Source organism: Leptospira barantonii (assembly GCF_002811925.1).
GTDB classification, from domain to species: domain Bacteria; phylum Spirochaetota; class Leptospiria; order Leptospirales; family Leptospiraceae; genus Leptospira; species Leptospira barantonii.
Genome location: NZ_NPDS01000010.1, coordinates 100,286 through 126,195, shown reverse-complemented (window position 1 = coordinate 126,195; position 25,910 = coordinate 100,286). Strand labels below are relative to the sequence as shown.

Annotated in this window: 27 protein-coding genes; 8 read left to right on the top strand and 19 right to left on the bottom strand. The window is 45.3% G+C overall.

Translation table 11 applies throughout. From position 1 onward, the window contains the following. Positions 1–35: 35 nt before the first annotated feature. Genes CH367_RS19440 through rsmH form a run of 3 tightly spaced genes read right to left on the bottom strand, consistent with a single transcriptional unit; the run spans position 36 to position 2,928 of the window. Entirely contained in the window at positions 36–1,634 is a 1,599-nt protein-coding gene (locus CH367_RS19440; protein WP_100764162.1) for a UDP-N-acetylmuramoyl-L-alanyl-D-glutamate--2,6-diaminopimelate ligase, read from the bottom strand. Next, a complete protein-coding gene (locus CH367_RS19435) occupies positions 1,609–1,971 on the bottom strand; it encodes an FtsB/FtsL family cell division protein (RefSeq protein WP_100764161.1) in 363 nt (120 codons plus the stop codon). The genes CH367_RS19440 and CH367_RS19435 overlap by 26 nt, the downstream gene beginning before the upstream one ends. After that, the gene (rsmH, locus tag CH367_RS19430; RefSeq protein WP_165783346.1) at positions 1,972–2,928 is read right to left on the bottom strand and encodes a 16S rRNA (cytosine(1402)-N(4))-methyltransferase RsmH; all 957 of its coding nucleotides are present in this window, start codon (positions 2,926–2,928) and stop codon (positions 1,972–1,974) included. Positions 2,929–3,012: 84 nt separating this feature from the next. Between rsmH and CH367_RS19425 the strand changes: the two genes are divergently transcribed. Beyond that, entirely contained in the window at positions 3,013–3,534 is a 522-nt protein-coding gene (locus CH367_RS19425) for an HIT family protein (RefSeq protein WP_100764159.1), read from the top strand. A 203-nt stretch (positions 3,535–3,737) separates the two neighbouring features. Here CH367_RS19425 and CH367_RS19420 read toward each other — a convergent pair whose 3' ends face one another. Beyond that, positions 3,738–4,610: a CheR family methyltransferase gene (locus CH367_RS19420; protein WP_100764158.1), complete on the bottom strand. Its 873-nt coding sequence runs from the start codon at positions 4,608–4,610 to the stop codon at positions 3,738–3,740. A 13-nt stretch (positions 4,611–4,623) separates the two neighbouring features. Beyond that, complete coding sequence (locus tag CH367_RS21035) at positions 4,624–4,794, bottom strand: STAS domain-containing protein (RefSeq protein WP_244284646.1); 171 nt, start codon at positions 4,792–4,794, stop codon at positions 4,624–4,626. A 174-nt stretch (positions 4,795–4,968) separates the two neighbouring features. On the opposite strand from CH367_RS21035, the gene CH367_RS19410 reads away from it, so the two are divergent. The 3 genes from CH367_RS19410 (at position 4,969) to CH367_RS19400 (ending at position 6,501) form a co-directional block, all read left to right on the top strand. After that, complete coding sequence (locus CH367_RS19410; protein WP_100764157.1) at positions 4,969–5,223, top strand: putative signal transducing protein; 255 nt, start codon at positions 4,969–4,971, stop codon at positions 5,221–5,223. Further along, positions 5,220–5,969, top strand: a complete 750-nt coding sequence (locus CH367_RS19405; RefSeq protein WP_100764156.1) for a menaquinone biosynthetic enzyme MqnA/MqnD family protein — start codon at positions 5,220–5,222, stop codon at positions 5,967–5,969. Before CH367_RS19410 ends, CH367_RS19405 begins: the two co-directional genes overlap by 4 nt. An 85-nt stretch (positions 5,970–6,054) precedes the next feature. Then, positions 6,055–6,501 carry an acyl-CoA thioesterase gene (locus CH367_RS19400; RefSeq protein ID WP_100764155.1) on the top strand — a complete coding sequence of 149 codons (447 nt, stop codon included), beginning with the start codon at positions 6,055–6,057 and terminating at the stop codon, positions 6,499–6,501. A gap of 21 nt (positions 6,502–6,522) precedes the next feature. Here the strand turns inward: CH367_RS19400 and CH367_RS19395 are convergent, their stop codons facing one another. The 6 genes from CH367_RS19395 to CH367_RS19370 form a co-directional block, all read right to left on the bottom strand. Beyond that, complete coding sequence (locus tag CH367_RS19395; RefSeq protein WP_100764154.1) at positions 6,523–6,711, bottom strand: hypothetical protein; 189 nt, start codon at positions 6,709–6,711, stop codon at positions 6,523–6,525. Beyond that, positions 6,701–6,925 (bottom strand): DUF433 domain-containing protein, encoded by a 225-nt coding sequence (locus CH367_RS19390; RefSeq protein ID WP_100764153.1) that lies wholly within the window; start codon positions 6,923–6,925, stop codon positions 6,701–6,703. Before CH367_RS19390 ends, CH367_RS19395 begins: the two co-directional genes overlap by 11 nt. 103 nt (positions 6,926–7,028) lie before the next feature. Beyond that, positions 7,029–7,700, bottom strand: a complete 672-nt coding sequence (locus CH367_RS19385; RefSeq protein WP_100764152.1) for an LIC11874 family lipoprotein — start codon at positions 7,698–7,700, stop codon at positions 7,029–7,031. A gap of 101 nt (positions 7,701–7,801) precedes the next feature. Next, entirely contained in the window at positions 7,802–9,181 is a 1,380-nt protein-coding gene (locus CH367_RS19380; RefSeq protein WP_100764151.1) for an ammonium transporter, read from the bottom strand. 40 nt (positions 9,182–9,221) lie between these two features. Then, positions 9,222–11,081 carry a SpoIIE family protein phosphatase gene (locus CH367_RS19375; RefSeq protein ID WP_100764150.1) on the bottom strand — a complete coding sequence of 620 codons (1,860 nt, stop codon included), beginning with the start codon at positions 11,079–11,081 and terminating at the stop codon, positions 9,222–9,224. 271 nt (positions 11,082–11,352) lie between these two features. Further along, the gene (locus CH367_RS19370; protein WP_100764149.1) at positions 11,353–12,591 is read right to left on the bottom strand and encodes an alpha/beta hydrolase; all 1,239 of its coding nucleotides are present in this window, start codon (positions 12,589–12,591) and stop codon (positions 11,353–11,355) included. Positions 12,592–12,604: 13 nt separating this feature from the next. Here CH367_RS19370 and CH367_RS19365 point away from each other — a divergent pair, with 13 nt between their 5' ends. Then, positions 12,605–13,120, top strand: a complete 516-nt coding sequence (locus CH367_RS19365) for a hypothetical protein (RefSeq protein WP_100764148.1) — start codon at positions 12,605–12,607, stop codon at positions 13,118–13,120. Between the two features lie 40 nt (positions 13,121–13,160). Here CH367_RS19365 and CH367_RS19360 read toward each other — a convergent pair whose 3' ends face one another. Together CH367_RS19360 and CH367_RS19355 are read right to left on the bottom strand one after the other, a co-directional pair. Further along, positions 13,161–14,708: a glycerol kinase 5 gene (locus CH367_RS19360; RefSeq protein ID WP_100764147.1), complete on the bottom strand. Its 1,548-nt coding sequence runs from the start codon at positions 14,706–14,708 to the stop codon at positions 13,161–13,163. 156 nt (positions 14,709–14,864) lie between these two features. Beyond that, positions 14,865–15,308, bottom strand: a complete 444-nt coding sequence (locus tag CH367_RS19355) for a host attachment protein (protein ID WP_100764146.1) — start codon at positions 15,306–15,308, stop codon at positions 14,865–14,867. A gap of 733 nt (positions 15,309–16,041) precedes the next feature. Here CH367_RS19355 and CH367_RS19345 point away from each other — a divergent pair. Both CH367_RS19345 and CH367_RS19340 read left to right on the top strand, forming a co-directional pair. After that, entirely contained in the window at positions 16,042–17,214 is a 1,173-nt protein-coding gene (locus tag CH367_RS19345) for an Lcl C-terminal domain-containing protein (RefSeq protein WP_100764144.1), read from the top strand. A gap of 222 nt (positions 17,215–17,436) precedes the next feature. Then, positions 17,437–18,600 carry an Lcl C-terminal domain-containing protein gene (locus CH367_RS19340; RefSeq protein ID WP_100764143.1) on the top strand — a complete coding sequence of 388 codons (1,164 nt, stop codon included), beginning with the start codon at positions 17,437–17,439 and terminating at the stop codon, positions 18,598–18,600. A 96-nt stretch (positions 18,601–18,696) separates the two neighbouring features. Here the strand turns inward: CH367_RS19340 and CH367_RS19335 are convergent, their stop codons facing one another. Together CH367_RS19335 and CH367_RS19330 are read right to left on the bottom strand one after the other, a co-directional pair. Then, positions 18,697–19,152, bottom strand: coding sequence for a PaaI family thioesterase (locus tag CH367_RS19335; protein WP_100764142.1), 456 nt, complete (start codon positions 19,150–19,152; stop codon positions 18,697–18,699). Between the two features lie 292 nt (positions 19,153–19,444). Then, positions 19,445–20,521 (bottom strand): helix-turn-helix domain-containing protein, encoded by a 1,077-nt coding sequence (locus CH367_RS19330; RefSeq protein ID WP_100764141.1) that lies wholly within the window; start codon positions 20,519–20,521, stop codon positions 19,445–19,447. 90 nt (positions 20,522–20,611) lie between these two features. Between CH367_RS19330 and CH367_RS19325 the strand changes: the two genes are divergently transcribed. Further along, positions 20,612–21,382 carry a hypothetical protein gene (locus CH367_RS19325; protein WP_100764140.1) on the top strand — a complete coding sequence of 257 codons (771 nt, stop codon included), beginning with the start codon at positions 20,612–20,614 and terminating at the stop codon, positions 21,380–21,382. A gap of 238 nt (positions 21,383–21,620) precedes the next feature. On the opposite strand, the gene CH367_RS19320 is transcribed toward CH367_RS19325, so the two are convergent. From CH367_RS19320 to ribH, 4 genes are read right to left on the bottom strand one after another with little or no spacing between them, the layout of a single operon-like run. Continuing rightward, entirely contained in the window at positions 21,621–22,925 is a 1,305-nt protein-coding gene (locus CH367_RS19320) for a HEAT repeat domain-containing protein (protein WP_100764139.1), read from the bottom strand. Positions 22,926–22,972: 47 nt separating this feature from the next. Continuing rightward, complete coding sequence (locus CH367_RS19315) at positions 22,973–25,039, bottom strand: tetratricopeptide repeat protein (protein ID WP_100764138.1); 2,067 nt, start codon at positions 25,037–25,039, stop codon at positions 22,973–22,975. Further along, on the bottom strand, positions 25,032–25,448 hold the full coding sequence (gene nusB / locus CH367_RS19310) for a transcription antitermination factor NusB (RefSeq protein WP_100764137.1): 417 nt from the start codon (positions 25,446–25,448) through the stop codon (positions 25,032–25,034). Before nusB ends, CH367_RS19315 begins: the two co-directional genes overlap by 8 nt. Continuing rightward, positions 25,449–25,910 (bottom strand): 6,7-dimethyl-8-ribityllumazine synthase, encoded by a 462-nt coding sequence (gene ribH / locus CH367_RS19305; protein ID WP_100764136.1) that lies wholly within the window; start codon positions 25,908–25,910, stop codon positions 25,449–25,451. It lies immediately after the preceding gene.

The following is a 25,910-nucleotide window of genomic DNA, read 5'->3' as shown; positions in this document are numbered from 1 at the left end:
AAAACGGAGTGTTCTTTTTTTGTATCGGAGAATTTTTAAAAAAGGCCGAACGCTTTTTGAACTTCTTCCACATCGCTGAAACGACGTTTTTCCTTACCGATGATCTGATATTCTTCGTGTCCTTTTCCCGCCACAAGAAGACAACCGCCTTCCGGCAAACCCGCAACTCCCTCGGCGATCGCACGCGCGCGATCGACTTCGCGTAAAAGCGGCTTAAAACCCTGAGAAAACCCGGTTTGAATCTCGTCCAAGATCGCTTCGGGTTGTTCGGTTCTCGGGTTGTCCGAGGTGAGAATGACCTGATCCGAAAGTTCCTCCGCGATACGCGCCATCTTAGGACGTTTGGTTCTGTCCCGATCTCCCCCGCATCCGAACAAGGTGATCAGACGTTTCGGGCGCGAATCCCTCACACTTCGAATTATATTTTCGAGGGCGTCCGGAGTATGCGCGTAATCCACGACCGCCATCCGAGAACGATCCTTGTTGTACACGATCTGAAATCTTCCCGGGATCTGGGGAATTTTCTCCAAGGAAGAAAGCATCTTCTCCTCGTTCAGCCCCAAACCTGCGCCCGTGATAAATGCGAGAGCCGTATTACGCACGTTAAACGAACCCAAAAGATTGGTGCGAACGTTTCGTTTGTTTCCCGCGGAAACCCCCGAAGAAAGCCCGAGTGAATAAGAAGTTCCCTGCAACGTCAGAGAAAGATCGTCGACAGCCCATTCTTTCGAAGGACCGTCTAACGCGCTTACGGACAAAGCCGGTAACTTGTTTAGAATTTTCTCATATAGATCCCGGCCGCCCGGAGAAGCGTAATCCAAAACCGCAAACGGGGATTTGGATTTGTCCAGAATTTCGAACAAACGGAACTTGCTCTCGAAGTAATCGTTCATATCGGAATGAAAGTCGAGATGATCCTGAGTGAGATTGGTGAACACTCCCGCGCGGATCGAAATCCCGTTCATTCTTCCGAGTTTGAGTCCGTGGGAACTCGCTTCCATAAAAACGGTGGTTACACCCGCGTCTTTCATCTGTTTTAGAATCAGATTTAAGGAGGAAGCGTCCGGCGTAGTATAACCCGTGTCGATCAACCGGTCTCCGAACTTGACTCCGATCGTTCCGATGAGTCCGCAGTTTTTTCCCTGATCTTTTGCGAGCGTATAAAGAATATTTGTAAGCGACGTTTTTCCGTTCGTTCCAGTGACTGCGACGATTTCCAAGTCCTTGGAAGGATCACCTAACAGAAAGGATGCGATTTGACCTTGGAGTTGTTCTGGATCGCCTTTGCATTTCAAAACGGTTTTGGAAGAAGAAATCTTAAAGGACGAAGTGGAATCGTTCGAACCTGCGGTCGCAGTCGAAGTTTCATTTTGCAAGTTCGAATTCGTACCCGCGTCGTTGTCGACGGCGTTTTTCGTGTCTTCGCTTAACAAAATCAAAGAAGCCTTTGTGTTCGTTATAAATTCTTCCGTTTTCAAGCCGATCGAATCGGCGACGCAGAATATGTCGGATTCGTTCGCCCTTCTCGAATCGGATTGGATATAATCCACCTCGATCGTGTCCGGATTCTTACCCGAAGGAATAGATCCGATTTTGAGTTCTGGAAATTTATGGAGAAGGCTGGTTAACTTCATTCTCTTCTTCGTTCTTTTCGGGAGGTAAATTCAACGTGATGATTCTATCCCCCACAGTGATGGGAAGATAGTTGTATGTTTTTCTATAAAGTGTTTCGATTCTTCTTGCGGACGTATAAGTGGCGACTCCGATCTTTAAGTCGTCGTTCTTTTTGATCTGTTTTATTTTTTCGCCGGTTGCGATTCCGATTTCTCGGTTGAGTCTTGCGACTTGAACGTTCTGCCATACATAAAGAAAGAATATACTTAGAAACAGAACGACCTTGCCCAGATTCCAAAATAAAATTCCGAGATCCTTCCAAACGGGACGACTGAAAAACGCGGAAAACGACGACATCTATTCTTCCTCTTCCTCGAAATCTTCCTTTCTATATTTTTTATCGACCGATTTCGTTTTTCTAAGCACTCTCAATTTTGCGGAACGAGAAGCGGGATTCTCCCTTGTTTCCTCTTCGGAGGGAAGAATCGGTTTTTTGGTGAGAAGTTCGAACCCGTTTTGTTTCGCATAGTCTCGCAAAGAATTTTTTACGATTCTATCTTCGAGAGAATGAAAGGAGATGACTTGAATCACTCCACCCATACGCAAAAGATTCAAAAGAGAATCGAGCCCTCTTTCGATATGAGCCAACTCCTGATTGACTTCGATACGAAGCGCTTGAAAGATTCGAGTCGCGGGATGTCTTCCGGGGGGCCAAAACTTGCGCGGTATGATTTTGGAAATCAGATCGGCGAGCTCCGAAGTATAAGAAATCGAATTTTGTTTTCTTCTTTCTACGATGACCTCGGCGATCTTCTTGGACCAACGTTCTTCTCCGTACGTATAAAAGATCTGCATCAATCTATCTTTGGAATACGTGTTGATTACGTCTTCGGCGCTCAAACCGCCGTCCGGTGTAAGCCTCATGTCGAGCGGTTCGGCTTCGCGAAAACTGAATCCCCTTCCCGAATGAAAAAGATGAAACGTGGAAATCCCCAGATCCAAAAGAATTCCCTGGGGCGCTTCTGCGATTCCGTGTTTGTTTAAAAGATTCGAATCGATGTCCGAAAAATTCGTTTCGATCGGAATCACTCTTTCCTCGAAATCTGCGAGCCTTGCACGAGCCCTGGACAACATGACCGGATCCCGATCGCAGAGTATAACTTTGGATTTGGGAAATTCTTTTAAGAAGAGAAGGCTGTGCCCGCCTTCTCCCGCGGTTCCATCTAAGAATAAAACGGAATCGTCTTTGGAAAAATTCTCCGCAAATATTCGAAGAATATCGTTTCCTTGAACTGAATAATGAACCGGTTCCAATCTCGTTCCATTCTTTTCCGAAGTGCCGGTCCTGCAAGGAGATTCTATTTTGACACGGACGAGCGCGGGATTATTCTAGGGTCAATGGAAGAATCGAATTCTACGCAATGGGACGAACCTAGGAAAAATCTTTTTTCAATTCATAAGTTGGATTATGCGAGAGGGAAAAGACCCGAAGTGGATTGTATCCTTTGCGGAATTTGTAGAAAGGATCCGGACGTTCCCAATCTCACCGTTTCGGAAACTCCTCTTACGATCGTTTCGGTGAATCTTTATCCATACAATCCGGGACATTTGATCATCTTTCCGAAACGTCATATTCTTTCCTACGAGGAACTCACGCAAGAAGAGGCTCTGGAAATTCACGAAGGAACCGTGAAGGCGATTTCGATTCTTAAAAAACTTTGGAACGTTCAGGGTTTCAACGTCGGTTATAACTTGGGAAAAAATTCCGGCGGTTCGATTCCTCATATCCACGCGCATATCGTTCCGAGATTCCCGAACGAAGCCGGCTTCTTAGACGTATTAGCAAATTCAAGAATTGTAATCTACGAACCCTACGAAATGCAGAAAGAATGGATTCGTATCTGGGAAGAATTTAAGTGATATGGGAGATTTGTGGGAGAAGATTCGAAGAGAAGATTTTGTAGGAGTTCCTACAAACTGTGTGTCTAAAATTCGCTTGACTATATGCAATTTTTCTGATATTAGGAATTTTGCCGGAAAAACTCCCACAAGGCCCGCCACCGCCACCTAATCTCGGGTGGGGGCCATCAAAAAAATTTGTCGGAACTCCGACAGATCCCCGCTTAGATCACCGGTTTTTTCTGATAAATCGTATGACCGAGGAACTTATAACTTTCCGAAATTCCGAACAAGGTTTCCGAATGACCGATCACAAGAAGACCGCGATCCTTTAAGACCTTCTCAAAATTCTCGAATATTTTTTTCTGAGTCTGTTTATCGAAATAGATAATTACGTTTCTACAAAACACACAGTCCATTTTCTCAGGAATCGGATATGGAGTTTCCAAAAGATTCACTTTTCTAAAATCGATCAGCGCTTTCAGTTCCGGTTTTGCCTCGTACGACAATTCTCCCCTTTCCGGATCCTTGTGTTTGATAAAATATTTATTTTTGAGTTTGTCGTCCACGGGTTGAAGACGATCCTCGCGATAGATTCCTTCCTTAGCGGTGTTGATCACGTTCGTGTCGATATCGGATGCATAAATCTTAATATCCCATCCCGATTTGAACGCGAAATATTCGAGACAAGTCATCGCGATCGTATAAGGTTCTTCTCCGGTCGAACAGGCGCTGGACCAAATTCTCAGGATTTTCTTTCCGCTCTTCGCGGCCTTTTCTTCGACCGAAGGAAAGAATGTACTTTTTAAAAATTCGAAGTGATGATTCTCGCGATAGAAATCCGTTTTGTTCGTGGTGATTCGATTGATGAGTTCCGTAAGTTCGCTGTTGAAAAATCCGTGATCGGCGCGCAACCTTCCGATGTATTCGGATACGGTTTTTAAACCGAAATGCCTCGCCCTTCCGTTGAGTCTGGATTGAACCATAATCTTCTTATGATCCGCGAGAAATATCCCGGTTTCTTTATACATGAGGGATTTGATAAATTGAAATTCCTCGTCGGAAATCGATGTCATCCCGAATTGGCTTTCTGTCATAGTATAGAATGGTTTATATAGAGCCGAATACTCTGTCAAGAGATACAAGTCTAAGGATTTGTTTCAGGCGAGGAGAAACGTTTTCCACCTCCACTTCGATTCCCAGACCGCGAACACGATTGGTAAATCCCACCAGAATCCCGAGAGCGACCGAGGAGATCACTTCGATTTGGGAGAAATCCAATACGATACCCGTTGGATTTTTTTCAAGATGCGAATTTAGATAGTTTCGTAGATCCTCGTACTCCATAGTTAGGTCGTTCAATTTCAGAGAGATGGTAACTTTCTCGTTGAAAACCATTGATAAAATTAGACGGTATAAAAAATAGAATTCAACCGCAATATTTTTCGAGTCGCTATGGAACCCTTTGAAAGAAACCAAGAAGAAAACGAAGACGATTTTTCGGCACGATGGGAAACCTCGGACCCGATCCTATTGTCCATTGTGAAATCGTTTTTGGACGCGCAGGAAATCCATTATTTCGTAGTCGGGGAGGAATTGTTCTTTTTGGAAGGGGCCGCCGTTCCCGCGGGAAATCATTTCGCGGTTCTTTATATGGGCGAACGGGATTATCCGATCTTATTAGAGTTTTTAGAAAGAGAGCACAGTTGAAAATAGGAATCGTTAAACACCTAAACGCAAGACCGTTAACCTGGGGATTCGAACAAGATAAAAAACACGAAATCGTTTCGGACAATCCCGCGATACTCAAAGACTATCTTTTAAACGGAGAAATCGATCTCGGTTTGATCTCTTCCATAGAATGTCTTCGCAACGAAAAAATTCTCAACACGTATTACGCGACCGGAGTATGCGCTCGGGAAAAAGTAAGATCCATTCTATTCTTTAAAAACAAAAGGGAAGAATTTCCGCCCCGTTTGATTCTTACGGACAACGGTTCGAAAACGAGCATGTCCTTGGTGAGAGTTCTGGTTCACGAAGAAAGCGGAGTTGTACCGGACGTGAAGCCCACGGATTCGAAACTGATTCAGGAACAAATCGAAAACGGAATCGGATCTCATATGCTTTTCGGCGACAATGCGTTGCTCGCAAAATGGAATCCCGATTTTTACGAGGTCAAGGATCTCGCGCAATGGTGGAACGAACTTACCGGTGTAGGATTTATCTTCGCGCTTTGGGCGAGTAAAAAAATATTGGAAGCGGATGATTCCATTTTCATTCAATCTTTGGAATATGGAATTTCTCATATAGAGGAAATCATTTCGCACGAATCGAGACTTCCGGAACCCGTGGTCCGAGAATATCTCACCCGCGAACTTCACTACAAAGTCACCGAAGAGGATCGCAAAGGTTTTTTACTCTTCGGTGATAAATGCAGAAAATTGAATCTTTTATAGTTTTGGATCAGCGTAAGATTGGAATGAGATAAGAATCGAATCGGACGCGATACGATGTGATACAAGTAACAAGGACGACGAATCGATGGCTTCTAAAATTTCAAGGGAAGAATTCGAATTTTTTCATACTCTCAGAGTGCGTTATGCGGAATCGGACCCGCAGGGAATCGTATTCAACGCGAATTACCTCGTCTACTTCGACGTCGCGATCACGGAATACTTTCGCGCCAACGGTCTTCCGTATGGAGAATCCGTTTCCACTCACGAAATCGACTTTCACGTCATTCATACTTCGATCGATTACAAGGCTCAGGCGCGTTTCGACGAGAAACTCGATATTTTCGTTAAGGGTTCTTATAGCGGAGTAAAAATTTTTTGGGAACTCGCGGTCTTTCGCGAAGACGTTTTGATCTGTTCGGGGATTTTGATCTATGCGGGCGTGAACTCGAAAACGGGAAATCTAAAAAGAATCGATCCGGAGCTTGCGGGCTTGTTGAAGCTGAAAGCGAAATCGGATCGGGGTTTAAAATGATACGGAACTATAGCTTCAGGTTCAAAGATGAATTTCTCGGATTCTTACTTTAGTTGCGGTCAAAACCGCAAATTTCCCGTATAATTTTGCACCGAATTGATCCAGAAACTTCAAAAGGGTATTTGCAATTTTTTGAAAGTCTTTCGGATGATATCTTAGTAAAACGATTCCAAGCGGTTCTTCTTTATGAGCAAGAATCTTAACTTGCAATCAAACTTTCTCTGGAAATAACGTCACTCGAATAGGAAAGACAAGCGAGAATATCTTCTTTTGTTATGCCGGGCGTGGCGGCAATTACGTCTTCGATCGACATTCCTTCTCCCAATCTTTCCAGAACCAACTCGACGGTAATCCGTGTTCCTTTGATAACCGGTTTACCGAGCATTATGTTGGGATCGGAACTCAATCGATTCTTATATTCCATATTTTAAAGGTAAATAAAATTGGAGAGTTGTCAAGATCCATTTCAAACGTTTGGAACCGTTTATAACGGAGAAACAAACGGTGAAGCGGGGTCATTCTTCTGATCAGTAGATTACGGTGATTCTATAATCCCAGGAATTGTTCCCGGTCTTTTCGATCGTTTCCGCTAACGGCAAACGATAACTGAGTTTTCCGAGATTCACATCTCCGCGGTTCGATCTGCATACGGAAGCGATCGGAAAATTCACCTTAAAAAGAATGGAACTTGTACGAAGCAATCGAAGTGTTTCGGAATAAATTTTCTTTTCTCCGTCCTTCTTCAACGTTTCGGGCGCGCGGCTGATCGTCGGGATTTCGCGTTTGACGTAGATCGTGTTTCCCTTTTTACGGATCTGAACCTTACCGAGCATCGCGTCTTCGATCTGAGAAAGATCCTGAAACTCTACCTTGTAGTAGACCTTTCCTTTTTCTCGGAACAAACTCGGATCGGTTTCCGGAGTTACGATCTTTTGATACGTGTAATCTTTGAGAGAAACGTTTTTGGAAAAAAATCCCTTATTCAATCTTCCCAAAATCTCGTCTTTTTGAGTGGGTAAGAATTTAATAAGGGATTCGTCCGAATTTCTGCGGGTCGGAACTACATAAGAAACTTCTAATGTTCCAGAAAAATCGTGATTGATCGTGAGAGTCTCCTCGTAGTCGAAGCAGTTCGAAACGAGAAAAAAGACGATCGCTAAAAGAAAAAATTTGGAAACTCGGCCGCAGAAGTGGCTCATGCATCAAATCTGAGACCGAAAAGGATTCCGTCAACGTAATTATAAACGCCGGAAACAACCCTTTCCGGCGCTAAAACGACTTCGTCTTTAACGTTCCATTCTCACTTAGAAATCGGATACGCCTCGTTTCCGTGTTCGAGAATATCCAAACCGGTGATTTCTTCATCCTCGGAAACCCGAAGACCGAGAGTGTATTTCAAAACCAAAAAGATGATCGAACTTACACCGAAGGACCAAACGAACGCGATTCCGATTCCGGTCAACTGAGTCAGAACGACGCTCAATTCTCCTCCGAAAAAGAGACCGTTGACTCCGCCGTAATTCTCCTGAGCGAACAAGCCGGCCGCAAGAGTTCCCCAAGCGCCGCAAACGCCGTGAACGGAAACCGCTCCGACAGGATCGTCGATGTGAATTCTATCGAAGAACAACACGCTTAACACCACGAGAATTCCCGCGATAAAACCGATGATCACCGCTGAAGAAATACTCACGTTCGCACAAGGAGCCGTGATCGCGACAAGACCGGCTAACGCGCCGTTTAACGAAAGACCTATATCAGGTTTTTTGAACATGATCCAAGTGACGATCATCGAAGCCAAGGCTCCGGAAACCGCGGCCATATTCGTAGTCACCGCGATCACCGCGAAGTTTCCTCCGTTGACCGAGGTTGTGGAACCCGGATTGAATCCGAACCAACCAAACCAAAGAATAAAAACACCAAGCGCGGCCATCGACATGTTGTGACCGAGAATCGGAAATAATTTTCCGTCCTGGTATTTACCGATCCGAGGCCCGAGAATCAAAGCGCCCGCAAGACCGGCCCAACCTCCGACCGAGTGAACCACGGTGGAACCCGCAAAGTCTATAAAACCTTGTTGTTCTAAAAATCCTTTGCCGAGTCCCCAAAGACCCGCCCAAGCAAGACTACCGAAGAACGGATATACGAGTGCGGTCATCAAAACCGAAAAGACGATATAAGAAACGAACTTGGTCCGTTCCGCCATCGCACCCGAAACGATCGTCGCGGCGGTTCCGGCAAACACCATCTGAAAGATAAAGAATGCGAATCCCCACTTGTCGGGAACTCCGTCCTTAACGATCAGATTCTCCGCAAGACCGGGCATACCGATTCCGAAACCCGGAAACAGTTGAGGACCGAACATGATCGAAAATCCGAGCAACCAAAAGAAGATGGAACCCAGACAAAAGTCTATGAAGTTCTTCATCAAGATGTTCACTACGTTTTTCGCGCGGGTAAAACCGGCTTCCACGTAAGCGAATCCGGCCTGCATAAAAAAGACCATAAATGCGGCGATACAAGTCCAGAGCCAATTGATCTCGGACCTTAACGTTGCAATGTCATCGCTCACCGCTGTGATCGCGGGGTCCGGTGTAGGAGCGACGGTTTCGGTTACGGGTGTTTCTTGGGCAAAGAGTCCCGTGGTCAACAAGGCGAGGATTAAAATAATATACCAACGCATGCAGAACTAATCTCCTTTTTTTGTTTAGATCGTGCCGAGGTTAAACGGCTAATTTCGCATCTTCCTCTCCGTCCGGAGAAGAATCGTCTTTCTTACGCATAAGATCTTCCAGTTTCTTGAGAGAGATCTTTAGATATTCGTTCGTAGGTGCGCTCTTGATTCCTTGCTGAAGAACCTTGATCGCCTTCGGACTTTGGTTTTCCTTGAGATAACATCTTGCAAGACGAAGGCTCGCCTTTGAATACGTGTGATCGATCGCAAGAGAACGTTTGAGAGAACGTTTCGCTTCGTTGATATTATCCGTTTCGTAGTAAGCTCTTCCGATCAGATAATGGATGTAAGCCGAATCTTCTCCCGATGTTTTTACGAACTTATCGAGGAACTGAATCGCCTTCGGAAAGTTACGATCTCTGTAATACATTCTTCCCAAAAGAAGAAGGCTGTCCTTGATCGAATCGTCCAAAGAATAAACGTCCAAGGCCTTATCATACGCGAGAGAATCGTTCTTTTCGCGGGCCGCGGTTTTGGCGACGTTCATCATCGATTTGGCCTTGTTCAAAAGCGGATTACACTGAAGAGCCATGATGGAGATATCGTCTCCGTTTCTCGCTTCTCCTTTATACCGTTTGAAACGGGAGATCAAAGAATCCACAAGATCAGCGACGTAGATACGATCTCTTTGCTCTTCGAGAGTTTTTTTCTCCTGACGAACCCAATCCAAAAAGCGCGCGTTGCCGAGTTCTTGGCGTTCCGGATTTTTTTGTTCCACGATTCCGTCCGAGGTAAGAATGAGAATATCGCCGGGATTGATACGTCCGTGTTTTTCTTCGAAGTTGCTTCTGCTGACTTCGAAAATTCCCATGGGAACTCCGTTGGAATCGAGTTCGTCGATCACACCGGTATCGTTTCTAAAATGAATCAGTTTTTGATGCGCACCGTTCACGTAAGAATATGAATAGTCTCCGTAGATTCTCAGGATAAACGCGGTGAAATACGTTCCGTCCGGAAGTTGAGGACGAATCGATTCGCCGAGTTCGGTTAACGTTTCGGTAAGACCCAAACCGAGAGAAGTACATCGTCTGAATTGATAATGAATCGACATTGTAACCAGAGCCGCGGGAATCCCGTGACCGGAAACGTCCGCGATGATGACCGTGATGGCGTTCCCGTGACGCACAACGTCGAAGTAATCCCCTGAAACCTCGGTCATCGGTTCGTAGTAGGTTCCGAAATGAATTCCGTTCCAAGGAGAAATGTTCGTGTTGATGATCTGACTTTGAACGTTACGACCCATCTTCATATCGAACTCGAGTTGTTTGAGAATCGACGCTTCGCGTTGGTTCGCTTCCACAAGACCTTCGATCAAACGAACCGAGGTCAAAGCCAACGCGAGTTGCGCCGCGAGCGCCTCGAGAATTTCGATATCGTCTTCGATGTAAAAAAAGCTGTGTTCGGATTCGACCGCGATCGTACCGAGAACCTCGTCCTTGTAAAGAATGGGAACACACATAACGGAAAGAGTGGATTCTCCCTCGTCGATGTATTCGGGATGATACGCGAGATTTTGAACGAGCAAAGAGGACTTCGTTTTAAACGTGTGACCGGAATAACCTTCGTTTTCCGAAACGCTTCTTCTCGGAGGAGTCGTTTCCATAAGATAACGAACCGGAACGAGAAGCCCCTTCTCCCAGATTCTCAATGTCGTATTATCGCACTCGAAGATGTCCTTACAAATGTTGATTACGGATTCGTAAAGTTCTTCGTGTTTATCCACCGAAGAAAATTCTTTACTGATGTAGAGAAGAATATCGATCTTATTCTTTTCCGTTAGGCCCCCGACGACCTTATGACTTCCCCGAAAACTGACTACCTTACGTTGACCAAATTTTATATCTATCATATACCGCACTCCAAGGAAAGGATTGGCTCCTTGAATTCGCTTCTGCTTTCAATATCTTAATGCAAGAAACGTACCAGGTGAAACGCGGAGAATTCTGCCCCTTTTTTAAGAATAAAGAGCATTTTAATAGCCTCGAATTATAAAATGCTTTCAAAACAAGCAGAGAAAAATCAGAATTATTAAAAACACAGCAGTTTTTAAGGGAGAATGGACCGAGAAGTCCGGAGATTTAGGAAGATTTACAGAAACTTACGGAGATTTTACGAAAAATCTATCTGCGAAATCGGGAAAACGTGGAAAGAATTCCTTCCTTAATCTTGGCCGCGATTCCGGGTTGAGTGCGAAGTCCGTGTTTTTTCAAAAAGGATTCCACGTATTGAAAGACGTCGTCTTCGGCCCGGTCCCCCATCACAAGACAAGCGTGACCGTAATCGTCCGAGGAACCGTTGGCCTTGGAGATCACTCTGAATTCTTTCTTCTTAGAACTTGCGTTTTCATAAACGGAACGAACCGCATCGGGAGTTGCGATCACATCCTTTTCACCCGCGATAAACAAGGAAGGAACCGAAATATTTTTTTGAAGTTCCACGTAATCGTAAAAGCCGTTGAGAGAATGCATCCGTTTGGTTTCGATCCAGTTCATAAACTGTTCGGTGACCCCGTCCGAAATATTCTCGATCGCGTTCTTCATGATCTTCTTCACCGTTTTGGAAGAAGTCACCTTCGGGTTGTAAAGAATTTCGTCGATCGGCGTATACAATTCTCCCGCAAGCGGCGCCAAAATCGAAGCTCCGAATTTCAAATCCAACATCTTTCTCGCGCGGGGAAACCGCGAAAGAAGACCGATCAAAGTGATCCCGATATGATTCAGGTTTCCCGGACCGCCTAACGATACGAAGGCGGCGATGTCCTTTGTATCCTTTTTGTGTTCGGACATGCAAAAATGAGAATATAGAATCATCGCTCCCATGGAATGTCCCACGTAGGAAATTCGATCGGAGCCGGAGATTTTTTTCACCTTCTCGATCATCGCGGGAACGTCGTATTTCACGATATCGTCGAACGTAAAATCCTCGTAACGCGTCGGACTTTCGTGATAAGAACGTCCACATCCTCTCAGAGAAACCGCATACACCTCGTATCCTCTGAGTTTCAGATAATACGGAAGAGAATGTCTTCGATCCAGATCGACTACGAACTTATTCGTCGCGATTCCGTGAACGACCAACACAGGCGCCAGTTGACGATTCGGTTGCGGAGGAATATGTCTGTGAAGCGCGAGGTTCCATCCGTCTTTTGTTTTTGCGAAATGAACCTCGTCGGCGATGTCTTCTTGTCCGTATAATTTTCCGATCCAGTTTAGAAGAAGCGGATGGATCAGAAGAATTAAGATCAAAACTCCGGTGAAAATGAATGCGAGCGTGGAAGCGAACAACGCGAAGAGTAAAAGGATTAAAAACGTAGTCGCTAAGTAGAAAGGACTTCTACGATTCTTGAGAATGGCGATCACAGAATAAAAAATAATGCAATTTGGGAAATGTCAAGAATTAGAAGCTGCTTGCCCGAAAAATCCAAGAAAAGAATCTGGTAGCAAAGGAATCTTAGAATTCATGCCTCAAACCCCGGAATACAAACTCTACACTTCGCCCAACGGTTGGTATTCTATGGTAGTTCCCGCGCATTGGGTTCACATGGTCATTGAAGGAATTCCCGCTTTTTTCGAGGAAAACGGAAGCGGCGCTCTTCAAGTTTACGCATTTGAAAACAAGGCCGGCAACTACAATCTCAAGGAAGAACTCGAACGATATTTAAAAACCCACGAGATCGACTTCGAAGACGATAAGATCGCGTCCTTTGAAAACGAAGAAGGCAGTAAGATCATGGCCTGCGAATTCGTAAAAGAGGATCGTTTCTGGATGGTTTATATGATCGCCAATCAAAAACGAATGACATTGCTCACCTACAACAGCGATGAGATGCCGCCCGCGTATTTAGTAAGCGAGCTCACCACCGTTATCAGTTCGATTCGTTTTAGCTGAACGCTTAGCTGAAACGTTTTGATTCAGCTAAGAATCGATTTTACTCGATCGAAAGAGTCGCCGCGACCGCCTTCTTCCATCTTTGAATTTTCTGCGTTCTTTTTGCAGGATCCATCTTCGGCTCGAACGACTTATAACCTTTTTGAAGACCTTTCAGTTCCTCTAAATTCTTCCAAAAACCGATCGAAAGCCCCGCAAGATAAGCGGCTCCGGTTGCCGTCATATCCGGCTCGGGCGCGCGATCCACTCTTACATTAGAAAAATCTGATAAACACTGAAGAAGGATATCGGACTGAGATACGCCTCCGTCCACTTTAATCTCCTTGATCTTCACCTTCGTATCGCGTTGAATTCCTTCCAAAATTTCATAGAGGCTTAAGGAAATTCCTTCCAAGACCGCTCTTGCGACATGTCTTCTATGACTCGCCAAAGAAAGTCCGATCACCGACGCCTTGGCGCGAGGATTAAAATACGGAAAACGAGCGCCCGTAGGAGTCGGAATAAAAACGATTCCTTCGGTGTCTTCGGCTTGTGACGCGAGTTCGTTCAAAACTTTCGGAGTATCGGAAAGTCCGATTCCCTTACCGAGCCAATCGATGAGAGTTCCCGCGGTTGCGACGAAACCTTCGAGCATGTACGTAGTCTTACCGTCGATTCTCCAAGCGATCATAGGAAAAAGACCGCGTCTGGAAAGTTTCGCTTTGGGTCCGATGTTGATATCGACAAAGGCTCCCGAACCTTGGGAAATTTTTACTTCACCCGGTTCGAAACAACATTGTCCGAACAGAGCGGCCATCTGATCTCCGATGGAAGCGCGGATCGGAACCGAATTTCCTCCGAGAAACTCCGGTAAAGAATTTCCGAAATCCCCGTTGCTGTCCTTTACTTCCGGAAACAGATTCGAAGGAATCCCAAATATAGTGAAGATCGGTTGATTCCAGATCAACTGAAACGGATTGAACATTCCCGTAGCGACCGCGTTAGACGAATCCGTTAGGTGTTGTTTGCCGCCCGTGAGTTTATAGATGAACCAAGTGTCCAAGGTTCCAAACAGAACTTCTCCCTTCTTACATCTTTGTTTGAGTTCGGGATTCCCGTCCAAAACCCATTTCAATCTGCAGGTCGCGTGATCGGTTGTGAATCTCAACATGGAAGTCGCGATCATCATAGGATGATTGGTCAATCTTCCTATGATCGTGGAGACGAAACGAATCAGGTTCCAGATAAAATTGCGGTTCATCGCTTCGGCGGTTTGATGAGAACGAACGTCCGCCCAGCTGATCAAAGGTGTCAGAGGTTTGCCCGAGGATTTTTCCCAAAGAAGAAAGGAACCTCGTTGATTACAAATTCCTAATGCGGCGATTTCTTTCGCGGCTTGTTTGTTCTTCTGGATTTTTTTCAATAAGGAAAGAAGGGCCTTCCATAAAACTTCGGGGTCGTGTTCCAAAGCCCCGGCCGTGGGAATGTTCGGAGGAGTTTTTTCGTATTGTCTTTCGACGATCTTTCCTTTGCGGTCCAGTAAGAACGCGCGGATCCCGCTTCCACCGCTGTCGATGGAAAGCACGTATTTGCCCTGCGAATTGGCCATTCCAATATCTCCGAATATCGATCTATTTAAAAAGAAATCAAAAAATTATGTAATCGAACGAGTGGGATTCTGTCCATTGATTTCCCAAAAAAAATGCCTCCCGATCTTCGGAAGGCATTCCTTGTAAAACGGATTCAAGTTAGAATCGATTCTTTTCTAAACGAGAATCCCCCTAAGATGCGATAGTATCTCGCGGTTGTTCGTCGCGGCGAGGTCCTTTCCCATCTTATGAAAGATCATAGACTGGGACTTACGATCCATCTTATCCAAAATCATTCCGAGAAACCGGGGTTCGGAAACGAGAACGAGACTGAGAAAACGATTGGATTTTCTTCCTTGAGAAATCACGTCTGAAATCTGACTCGCAAAAGATTCCGCAACTCTTCGTTTCGGCTCTTGTACGGATTCCGTATCGAATGCGACTCTCTGTGCCTTTGCGCTTTTGCCCGGACCGGAAGCCTCGAGAATGAGTTCTCGATTTTTCATTCTTCCTTTCGGATTTTCGATGCTTTCGAGAAGCTCGAGTCCGTTCCGAGATCCTTTATACTCGAAGATTTTCGCTTCGGATCGGTTTGCGACCACCACCCATTTATTCTTCATACTCGTTCCCCCTATCGAGCATCCCTAATGCGAGATGCTAAGTTTTCTCTTGAGCGATTCATTTCATTGTATGTCTGCTATATAGAAACATTCGTCTTAGTAAAACTATATACGAACCTTTTAAGAACTCTAAAACCCCATTGTTTTATACGAATTGATGAGAAAGTTCAATCCCTTTTTTGAAAGTTCGGTTTTGTAGATGGCTTAGGGGCTTTTATGTATAACGAACGTTTTGGCAGTCAATCGGGACAAGTCGAGAATGTTTGGGAAAGTGTGGGAACTCTTACGAATCTCTTAGGGGATGTGGAAGGTCGTGAGGATTCTTTGGGGAAGAATGAGAATGTAGGAACTCCTAGTAGAATATGCCAAATACACAAAGAAAGTCGTGGAATCAAAACATTGTAGGAACTACCACAAAATCCGAACCGCCTAAATGGCATTTCCAAGATCGAATCTTCTTAGAGTAAACTTTTGCAATTCTTTATATTCCTTCGAACATCCCTATCCCGTTGAAATAACTTTCTGACTATTACACAACTTCCTTCGTCCTCGCGATCAAGAACATATCTATGTCTCACCAGCTCGCCCTTTCATCACAAGCCAAGATATAACCTGAATACTTTTAAGCGGAAATATAAGTTCTCAAAAACAAGAATCAATCGTAGGTACGACATACTTACAACTCTTTCTATCAATATAAATCAAGGGTTGTTTCGGCCTTCGGAGGTTTTTTATGAACATTAAATACATTCTATTTTTATTGAGTATTTATACATTCCATTTTTCTTGTATAGCACAGCCACCGGACAAACCGGATCCTCCGTATACGCTTCTCAATTATCTGATCAATCCTACCAATTCGAACGGATCGGGGACTACCACGCCGACTCCTCCGTCCCCTTCTTATAACCCAAGTACGATCAGCGACACGGGACAAACACAATGCTACAACAATGCGGGCGCCGTAGTCGCCTGCACGGGAACGGGACAAGATGGAGAATTTTCCAACGTCCCCAACATCCGTTCGTTTACCGGGCCGACACAACATTCTCAATATACGAACGATTACACGACCTTGGACAGTCTTCGCGGTCTCGTATGGAAAACTTGTCCCGAAGGTCAAACCGGCGGGGCATGCGTCGGACTTGCCAATCAAATTTCTATCACCAACGCCTTGTTAGGTGGTCCAGGTTCTTGCCAAGCTCTCAACGGCTTGAACGGAGGAAACGGTTACGCGGGAAAAAACAACTGGAGAATTCCACTCATCCAAGAATTCTTCCCTCTGTATCTTTATACGACCGTGCCGATTCACATGGAAACGACTCAATTTCCGAACGCTGACATGAGTGCGTTGTATATAGCGAATACGGACGACGCAACGAACGCGGCTCAAGCTTGGCAGTTTGATTTTTTGAATATGACGAACACAAGAACCTTTGTAAAGAACGCAAACGGTCTGCTTCGATGTGTTTCCGGAAATCCACCGCCTGCACAGTCGTTTCAAGTGAATACGGGAGCCTTGCTCGGAACCGTAACGGATCGAAACACGAATCTTCTCTGGGTGAAATGTCCGTTCGGCAAATCCGCTACAACTTGCGCAGTGGGAGTTCTATTCGTGGGGAATTTGAATTCGGCTTATACCAACTGCAACAACTTGGTTTATGCGGGAAGAAGCGACTGGAGATTGCCGAACATCAATGAATTACTCAGCCTCGTAGATCATTCGATTGCGGCCACTCCCGTCGTTCCGACTGCGACCTTTCCCAATTTTCCCGGGGCGGTTTTTTGGTCCTCCACGACGAATCCAAACATTCCAATCGAAAACTTAACGATCGATTTTTCAAACGGAACCATAGCCGGAACGGCAAAAACGGTCGGAGCACGAGCGATTTGTGTAACGAACTGATTCACAGAAGCAAGGAAGAGCCGGTTCAGAATATAACCTGAACGCGCTTGTTCTTAAATTTGGATTCTCAAAAACACGAAGATATCGTATGTACAAAAAACGTTAGATTCACAAACCGGATTCTAAGACGGATGATTGATCCTGGAATCCGGAAAATCATTAGAATACTCGTATATTCTAATTTTTGAATCTATTTTCAAATAATATTTTCGAGAACGGCCTATGAGATTCATACTTATTTTATTAGCGGCGTTGCAGTTCGTCTTCTGCGTAAAACCTCCGGGCAAACCGGATCCTCCCTACGTCATGTTGCAATATCTACAGAACGTAAATTCTTCCCAGAACGGGGACAATCAACCTCCCGCGGAAGAATGTCCGACCGGATTTTCCAACTTCGACGCGAACGCAATCTCCGATACGGGACAAGTCAACTGTTACGGCGGTGGAGGCGGCGGAGTTAGTATTCCTTGCACGGCGGGCGGAGAAGACGCGGATTACAATAACATTCCCAACGCGAGAAGTTTCGTAGGACCTACACAATATTGCAAATACGCGGCCGATTATACGACTCTCGACACGCTTCATGGTCTCACTTGGAAGTCTTGTGTTCAGGGACAATCCGGTTCGAATTGCGGGATCGGAGTTCCGACTTCGATCACTTGGACGGACGCAAATGCAGGTCTTCCCGGAAGTTGCGTGGAATTGAACACTCTCAATGCTGGAAAGGGATACGCGGGAAAAACGAATTGGAGAATTCCCACTGTGAGAGAACTCGCTTCTTTGTTGCACTACACGAACAATCCGCACATTGACAGCCAATTCCCGAATACGTTTTCGGGCATCAGCTATTGGACCAATACGATCGATCCACTGAATCTAGGAAGCAATTTCGTAATCCGTATTGACGCTCCGAATCTCGGATTCTATTCAAACACACAAGGATCGATCATCAACCTTCGTTGTGTTTCGGGAAATACGATATCTCCTTTTGCCTTTGTGGACAACGGAGACGGAACGGTCACGGATTCGAATACGAATCTTCTTTGGATGAAATGTGTGGATGGAACAGCCGGACCTGGATGCGCAGGTGCGGCGAGCGCGATCGATTGGAACGTCGCCCGCAATACATGCGAACTCTCGAATTTTGCCGGAAGAAACAATTGGAGGCTTCCAAACCCGAACGAACTTTTAAGTATCGCGGATTATACACAACCAGTCGCACCTTTGATCCATCCGATCTTTCCAAACAGCCCCGGTTCTCATTGGACCTCGACCACGTTTGACAATATGAAAACGTCGGCTCTTCTTTTCGACTTTACAAACGGACTACTGGGATCGAACGACAAAAGCAGTTCTCTCTCGGTCCGTTGTGTTACAGCAAACTAAAGCAAAAACAACAGATCGGACAAAACAAAAAACACGTTATGCGAAACATCATAAAACGCGCGAGACGCGAAACACAAACGGCAAAACGAAAAATCTTTACAGCTTATAACCCATTTCCGGAGTTAAAGGAATCGAGCTCTTCGCAAAATTACCGATCCCTCTTCCGATTTCCCTTCCTCTTTCGTCCCAAAGAGTCGCCTCTGCGATGATCTGATGAGAAGCGTTTTGGACCACCAAACCCTTCGCCAATAAAATTCCGGATTGAATCGGCCGGAGCAAGGTAAGATTGAAAGTGGAGGTAAGAACAAAACCTCCCTTTACAAGAGAATTCGCCGCAAAAAAAGCCGCGTCGTCCGCCGCCTTGAAGTAAACAACACCGTGGGTCGCACCCGCCGCGTGAAAGAAATCTTCTCGAATTTGAATTCTAAGTTCGCTGGCGCCTTTGGATATGGTGAGTGTCGGTTTAAAATATTCGTTCACCGGAGCGCCGTTGTACATTTTCTCTAATTTTCTATAGTGTTCTTCTGAGGTTGTTAAGATGGACTCTGACATAGTCACAATTGCAATTCATCCTCTTGAATGGAGAATTCTTTTTTTGTTTTGTAGATCTCTAAAAAACGTTTTCAGGAATGAACTCCGCAAGAATCGGATGAACCCGCACAAAGTAAGGCTCAATCCTCCTATCAAAATAAAATTCGATATAAATCGAATCCAAACCAAAGCGAAGTCACATAAATAATTTTTATATCAAACTAATTCCAGTCTTACAAAAAACGACAAACGAAAACAAACTACTACGATTTTTATCTTTATACTTTTGTTTTTTTAAAAACGGTTATTGATTTTATTTTTCTCGAAACTCGCTCGGAGTCATTCCCTTCTCTTCTTTGAAGGCTCTTAAAAAACTTGTTTTCGAATTGAACCCCGCATCCAAACCGATTCTTAAAATCGGAAGATCGGTTTCTTTCAAAAGTTGTTCCGCTTTTGCGATCTTAAATTCTCTGCAGAGTTCCAAAAATCCTTTTCCGAAATATCTTCCGATCACCTGAGAAGCGGCGTGTGCGGAGATCCCGAGAGACTTGGAAAGACTTGCCAAATCGAAATCCGGGTCCAAATAGGATTTTTGTTCATTCAACATTTGGAATATTCGTTTTCCATTCTCCGTTACGATTTCCTCGCTCAGATACGCTTTTTTGTATTTCGATTCTTCCTTTTCCTCGGAAACGGACTCCGCATTTTCGGAATATACCCGAAACCAAGCGAACACGATGATCCAGATCCCGAGTGCGGCGTTTGAAATCGTTTCCGATCGAAGACCCGGAAACAAAACGAAGAATAAAATCGAAACCGCCAAAAGAAACACGCATACCAATACGAACTTTCGAAACACGGAAACTTCTCGGATTGCGGCACGGGAGAATTCTTCCTCGAATCCTCCCAATCTGTAATAGATTCTCGTGAAGATTAGAATATTAAAAAATAACGTTACCGCTCCGATCACAGTACATTCCAAATGCGGGGACTTTCGGTCTTCCAATACATAGGCAAGTTTTTCGTCCCAACCCATCGCGTAATGCGGAATCGAATATAAAAAGATCAACGTGGGAACCGCGAAAAACAGAAGAATCCAAATTCTTCTTTCTTTGGGATATCCGAAGTATTTCTGAAGTGCGATCGCAAAAAGAGGGGCCGCCAACGCGCCCAACGGATGCCCTACCCTGGATAAATGCGGGAACTCCAATACAAGTCCGGTTTGAAACGCAAGACCGAGCGCCAATAGAACGGACAAAAGTAAAAACGCCCAACCCAATAAGGACGAGTTTCTTCCGGATCGATCCGATCGTTTGAAAAAGAATCCGAGTAAAACGGACTGAACCAACCCGGAGGCGATCACAAAGGAGCCAAAATCTAAACCGAACAAAAAATTCTCCTAAAAAACGGGTTCCACCCCATGGGGCGGGGCGACCGATTCCTTGAAACGGGCTAAAGTAGAATCGTTCGGAGGAACCCAATGTCAACAATCTTAAAGAAAACAGCAGTTTCCATTCTTCTCTTTTTTACCGCATTCTCCGTAAACGCGGAAGGTGTTTCGATCCAAGGCGGACTTTCTCAACCTCTCTTAGGCGGTTGGAATTTAGCGGGAACGTATTACGGTAAGAAATTCTTATTCGAATATTCTCACGGCTCCGATCTGCACTTCGATCGTATGGGAGGCGCGGGTTTGAGTGAGAATGAAAGAAAACAAGATCTCAAAGTGCACGCTCCTTATACGACCGGATTCGGAATCGGTTATCTGTTCACTCCCAACTTCGATCTTCGTCTCGAATTCAAGGAACATTTTTATAGGGTTCAATCGAATACGTCGCCGGACGAACTCTATCTTTCTCAGGCTCTGGGAATTCGTTCCGATCTTCCCGTGAGCGGAAACGGCGCGGAGAACTGGGTGCCTCCTCTTGCTCAAAACGAAAACTTTATGGATGTAACCCTTCGGAAAGCGGTCGAATCGGAATTTCTTTACAACGCGCATTACGTCATGCCCGGTACGACACATCGTTATAGAACGAGATCTGCGGGTCTCGGTCTTTACTATCGTATTTTCCCGTTGGGTGGTAAGGAGGGTTTGATGATAGAGCCTTCCTTGCGTTATTGGCCGAACGTTTGGACGGATTCTCCGAATCGTGTGGCGTTTGAAAATCAATACGGGGTGTTGGGTCTTCACAAGGCGCACGAACAGGGGCTTTTTGTAAACGTCTCGATCGGTTATTACAAACAGTTGGAATGAGACGCAAGCGCAGAATACATTATAAAGTTAGAATATTTTAAAACTTTGATTTTATGTCGATCGATTCGATCTTTGAAGAATTTTTCTCCATCCACGAACATTGAAGGCATTTCGGTTGGACTCGGGCTCCCCGCCCGGGTTCAACCCTTTTTTTGAAGACGCAGTTCGTAGGATAAACACGATCCGCTGGAATCGATAGAAAACGATGGGGATGTTATTTAAAAATATTCGAAAATTCTTATGGAACTTTCGGAGGAAATTTCAGGCTGAGGATTTCACGCATCGTGTTTTCCAGTTCGACGCGGAGAGTTTTTTCGTTTTCGGAAACGTATGCTTCAAAGATAGAAGGAAGACTATCCGGATCGTTGATCGCGCGGATCGTCGAAACCGCTTCGATTCTCAAATTTAACTTTTCCCTCGAGTTTCTGGCAAGAACGAGCAACGCGGGAACGGCGTTCTTCTCCTTCAATTCTCCCAAGGAATGAATGAGTTGCCACTTGACCATGTTCTCTTTTTCTTCAGAAAGAATTTTCGTGAGTTCGGCCGCGCTCGTGTTCGCACCGAGTTTTCCAACTGCGTACGCGGCCTTGGTTCTGAGTTCGGGTTCTTCTCCGTTCGTCAATACCGCGAGAATCCCCTGACCACCGCCGTTGTTTCCCAGATCCAAAAGAAGATCGATCATTCTCGCCTTGAGAAACAAAGTGTCTTCCTTCGTGAGTTGATCGGAAATTGCCTTGGCTCCTTGTTTGTCCTGAAAGATCAAAAGCGCTTCCAAAGAAATTCTTCTGAGATCGGGATTGGAATCCGTAAGTCCCTTATAAAATAGCGAGATGTATTGGCGGTTCTTTTTGTTTTTGAGAATTTCCAACGCGACCATCTTAACGTCGTCGTCGGGATCGCTCGTCGCTGACTTTTGAAACTGCGAGAATTTTTCGGTCATCCCGAGTCGATTGATCGCGATCAGGTATTTTTTACGAACGCCGGAACTTTCGTCGTTTGCAAGTTTATGAATTTGATTTTGAATCCGTTCGTCCTTGATGATCAAAGAAGATTCGAGAAAATACATTCTTTGTACCGGATCCTTGGACAAGGACATATCGAGCAAGATCGGAAGCGCGCGGTCGTCCTTTAAAAGATGCATCAAACGATAACTCAGCGTTCTTACGGGAGTTTCGGGATCGCTGAACGCGGAGATCACCGAATAGATCAGTCTTTTTTCCTTTTTCTTTTCCGCCAAAAGAAGAATTTCCTTTTTCAAAGTCACGTTAGTCGTCTTTTGAAAAACGGAATCCAATGCGTTCGTCCAATTCGGCGCCAAGGAATCAAGTTCTTCCAATTCGGAGAAAAGTTTTAAGACCGCAATCTGAGTTCGTTCTTCCACCGATTCGTTTTGAAAGATCGCCGGAAGTTCTTTCACGAGATCCAAACGATTTCTGGAACGGATTTCGGAAATCGCAACGGCTTGCGCCTTGGAAAAGCCTATTACCTTTTCCTTAAATTCATCCTTGGGAGTTTCGGCGGCCGGGATCGAAATCGATACGATGAGAAAGAACGGAAGGAGAACGAGAAAAACGCTCCGGAAAAAAATCTTCAGAAAAATCCCTCCCTGCGAGTGGATTCTTCCAGAGCCGCGGAAGCGGCGCGTTTATTCTCATACGCTTCGGACAGAGAAGGATCGAGGTCGATCGAACTTTGAAACGAACGAACGGCCCTTTTGAATTCCCCGTTTTTATAATAACAGATTCCAAGATAGTTATACGCCGTCGCCGCGGTTTTAGGTCTTACGTCGGAACGAACGATCGCGGTCAACTCGTCGATCGCCTTTTCACGATCCAAAATCGAGTTGGAGTCTATTAGAATTTTCGCAAGTACCAAACGCCCTTCCATATCCTCCGGGTCCATGTGCGCGGAACGAAAGGCTTCGTCCTTGGCGCGGTTCTTTAGATCCGGGTCCTTGGACTTGTTGTAAAGAAGCGCGAGTTTTTTATGTGCGTTTTTCAGATCGGAGCCGTCGCGGGAAGTGTTCAACACTTTCAAAAGAATTTTTTCCGCGTTGGAATCGTCCTGCATTCCCATATAGGCTTCCGCCATTTTGAGATAGACCTTATAGGCGTCGTTTTTGTGTTTTACGACTCCCGTATATTCTTCCACGGCTTCACGGAAGAATTTATTCTCAAGAAGATAATCTCCGAGGGCTTCGCGACTCTGAACGTTCTCCGGTTCGATCGCAGTTGACTTTCTCCAGTTTTCGATGGCAAGGGTTCCGTTACCGGAATGTTTATAAACAAGTCCTAATGTATGATAGGCCTTTGCACTTTTCGGATTGAGTTCCAACACTCGGTTTAACGCAGTGATCGCTTCGGAATAACGTTCCATTTGATCGAGGACAACGCCCAAATTGATGAGAGCCGTTTCGGTAAAACTGTCTCCGGGTGTGGAAGAAACGATTCTACGATAGGTTTCTTCGGCGGATAAGAGATCGCCTTTGTTGTAATACGCTTCTGCGAGTTGAAAGAGAGAATCGATGTCGGTCGGATTGTATTTTAAACTTTTCTGAAGCGCGGAGATGGACATTTCTCCTTGGTTTAAATTGGAGAATCCTTCTGCGATCAGTCTATAAATTTCGGGATCGTTCGCACCCGCGTCGCGCGCGAGTTCTAAATATTTAAGAGCTTCTTCCTTGTTTCCGTTTTTCTGAAGAACCACGGCAAGATTGTAGAGATACTTCGCTTCGTTCGGAGAAAGATTGCTCGCCTGACGAAAATGATATTCCGCGCTTTTGTAATCCTGTTTGTTGTAGGCGATGTTTCCAAGATAAGAATGCGACAAAGCCGCGAGTCTTCCCGAAGGAGTTTTCATTACGACTTTCTTAAATTCTTCCTCCGCCTGAGGAATATCGCCTTTTTTGAAATAACTGACCGCAAGATTGTAGGTCAGATACATATCGTCCGGCGCCGCGGAAAGTCCTTCCTTATACGCGTCGATGGCCGCGTCCGGATCGTTCAGTTCGTTGAAAAGATTTCCCGCAAGAAGAGAAACTCTTGGATCGTTCGGCGCGATCTCTTTCGCTTTGAGAGCCGCCATTCTCGCGTCCGCGAATCTTCCGGCGTGTTTGTAAGCGAGAGTGAGATTGTAGTATGCGTAAAAATTCTTAGGATCGAATTGAACCGCTTTCTGAAGACGTTCGATCGCTTGCGGATAACGTCCGCTTTCGTCGTGAATGACGCCTAACACGGTCAAGGCGATGGACTTCTCTTCCTGGGTTCCCGTGGAATCCAAAAATTCGTTGCAGTAATCGAATGCCTGTCTCGTGAATCTTTCCTTATAAAGATTGATACACTTGGTGAGTTGTGGGTTCGCGTTTCCGTCGGGAAGATAAGGTCTTTCTAATAGACGATTGATATCCGATTTGTTTTGGATCAGATCCTTGTTGAATGCACCCGCAAACTCGGAACCAGGAGAAGAAGAACGGAAGAATTGATAGTAAACCGCGAAACCGAGTCCTCCCAGAACGAGAGCCCCCATCAAAATCCAGAATATTAGAAGTTTATTGTATGATCTGCGAATCCGAACGGGTTCCCTGTCTTCGGGAAAATAGAGTTCCTTCTCCTCCATTCCCTCCAAGAACAACCTGTTTTTTCGGATTTCTTTATCCATCGGATTTGATTTCGTTTTTGAGAATTGCGTCCAGTATTCCGTTTATAAATCTTGCGGATTCTTCGCTTTCGAATTCTTTCGTAAGCTCCACCGCTTCGTCGATCGTAACGTTCTTCGGAACTTCCCACGTAAACAACAACGCGTATACGGACAAACGAAGAATCGCCTTATTCACGACGCTGATTCTGGAAAAGTCCCAATTTTTGGAATACTTCTTGATCAGAGTATCGATCTGTTCCTGATTTTTCACAACCCCATTTACGATGGAAATGGCGAAATCCCTTTCTTCGGGTTCGGTTTTTTTGTCATACCACTTGAACTTGAGAACCTCTTTGAGAGGAGGTCCCGTGAGTTCCAATTGGTACAGTGCCATTACGGCGATTTCTCTGGATGTGCGTCTGGCTGACATTTAAAGAAGGGAAAGCAAGTTGACCATTTCGATCGCCGTGGCCGCCGATTCGGCGCCTTTGTTACCGGCTTTGGTCCCAGCTCTTTCGATCGCTTGTTCGATCGTATCGGTGGTCAACACCCCGAACACCACGGGAATAGAATGTTGAACTCCGATCGATCCGATCTTCGCGGATTCTCCGGCAACGAAATCGAAATGGGCGGTCGCTCCTCGAATGACCGCACCGAGACAAATGATGGAATTGAATTTTTTGGAAGCCGCCGCTTTCGCGACCACCACCGGCATTTCGTATGCGCCGGGAACTCGAACCACGGTCACGTCTTCTTCCTTAACTCCGTGCATACGGAAGGATTCAAGAGCGCCTTTCAAAAGGCTTTCGGTGATAAATTCGTTGAAACGGGAGACGATCACACAGTGTTTTTGTCCCTTTCCGTTTAGATCTGCTTTGAGTTCTTGGATCAT

Coding starts and splice junctions, on each gene's coding strand:
- CH367_RS19440 (WP_100764162.1), bottom strand. CDS start 1,634: ATGAAGTTAACCAGCCTTCTCCATAAATTTCCAGAACTCAAAATCGGA.
- CH367_RS19435 (WP_100764161.1), bottom strand. CDS start 1,971: ATGTCGTCGTTTTCCGCGTTTTTCAGTCGTCCCGTTTGGAAGGATCTC.
- CH367_RS19425 (WP_100764159.1), top strand. CDS start 3,013: ATGGAAGAATCGAATTCTACGCAATGGGACGAACCTAGGAAAAATCTT.
- CH367_RS19420 (WP_100764158.1), bottom strand. CDS start 4,610: ATGACAGAAAGCCAATTCGGGATGACATCGATTTCCGACGAGGAATTT.
- CH367_RS19410 (WP_100764157.1), top strand. CDS start 4,969: ATGGAACCCTTTGAAAGAAACCAAGAAGAAAACGAAGACGATTTTTCG.
- CH367_RS19400 (WP_100764155.1), top strand. CDS start 6,055: ATGGCTTCTAAAATTTCAAGGGAAGAATTCGAATTTTTTCATACTCTC.
- CH367_RS19390 (WP_100764153.1), bottom strand. CDS start 6,925: ATGGAATATAAGAATCGATTGAGTTCCGATCCCAACATAATGCTCGGT.
- CH367_RS19385 (WP_100764152.1), bottom strand. CDS start 7,700: ATGAGCCACTTCTGCGGCCGAGTTTCCAAATTTTTTCTTTTAGCGATC.
- CH367_RS19380 (WP_100764151.1), bottom strand. CDS start 9,181: ATGCGTTGGTATATTATTTTAATCCTCGCCTTGTTGACCACGGGACTC.
- CH367_RS19375 (WP_100764150.1), bottom strand. CDS start 11,081: ATGATAGATATAAAATTTGGTCAACGTAAGGTAGTCAGTTTTCGGGGA.
- CH367_RS19365 (WP_100764148.1), top strand. CDS start 12,605: ATGCAATTTGGGAAATGTCAAGAATTAGAAGCTGCTTGCCCGAAAAAT.
- CH367_RS19360 (WP_100764147.1), bottom strand. CDS start 14,708: ATGGCCAATTCGCAGGGCAAATACGTGCTTTCCATCGACAGCGGTGGA.
- CH367_RS19355 (WP_100764146.1), bottom strand. CDS start 15,308: ATGAAGAATAAATGGGTGGTGGTCGCAAACCGATCCGAAGCGAAAATC.
- CH367_RS19345 (WP_100764144.1), top strand. CDS start 16,042: ATGAACATTAAATACATTCTATTTTTATTGAGTATTTATACATTCCAT.
- CH367_RS19340 (WP_100764143.1), top strand. CDS start 17,437: ATGAGATTCATACTTATTTTATTAGCGGCGTTGCAGTTCGTCTTCTGC.
- CH367_RS19335 (WP_100764142.1), bottom strand. CDS start 19,152: ATGTCAGAGTCCATCTTAACAACCTCAGAAGAACACTATAGAAAATTA.
- CH367_RS19325 (WP_100764140.1), top strand. CDS start 20,612: ATGTCAACAATCTTAAAGAAAACAGCAGTTTCCATTCTTCTCTTTTTT.
- CH367_RS19315 (WP_100764138.1), bottom strand. CDS start 25,039: ATGGATAAAGAAATCCGAAAAAACAGGTTGTTCTTGGAGGGAATGGAG.
- nusB (WP_100764137.1), bottom strand. CDS start 25,448: ATGTCAGCCAGACGCACATCCAGAGAAATCGCCGTAATGGCACTGTAC.
- ribH (WP_100764136.1), bottom strand. CDS start 25,910: ATGATCCAAGAACTCAAAGCAGATCTAAACGGAAAGGGACAAAAACAC.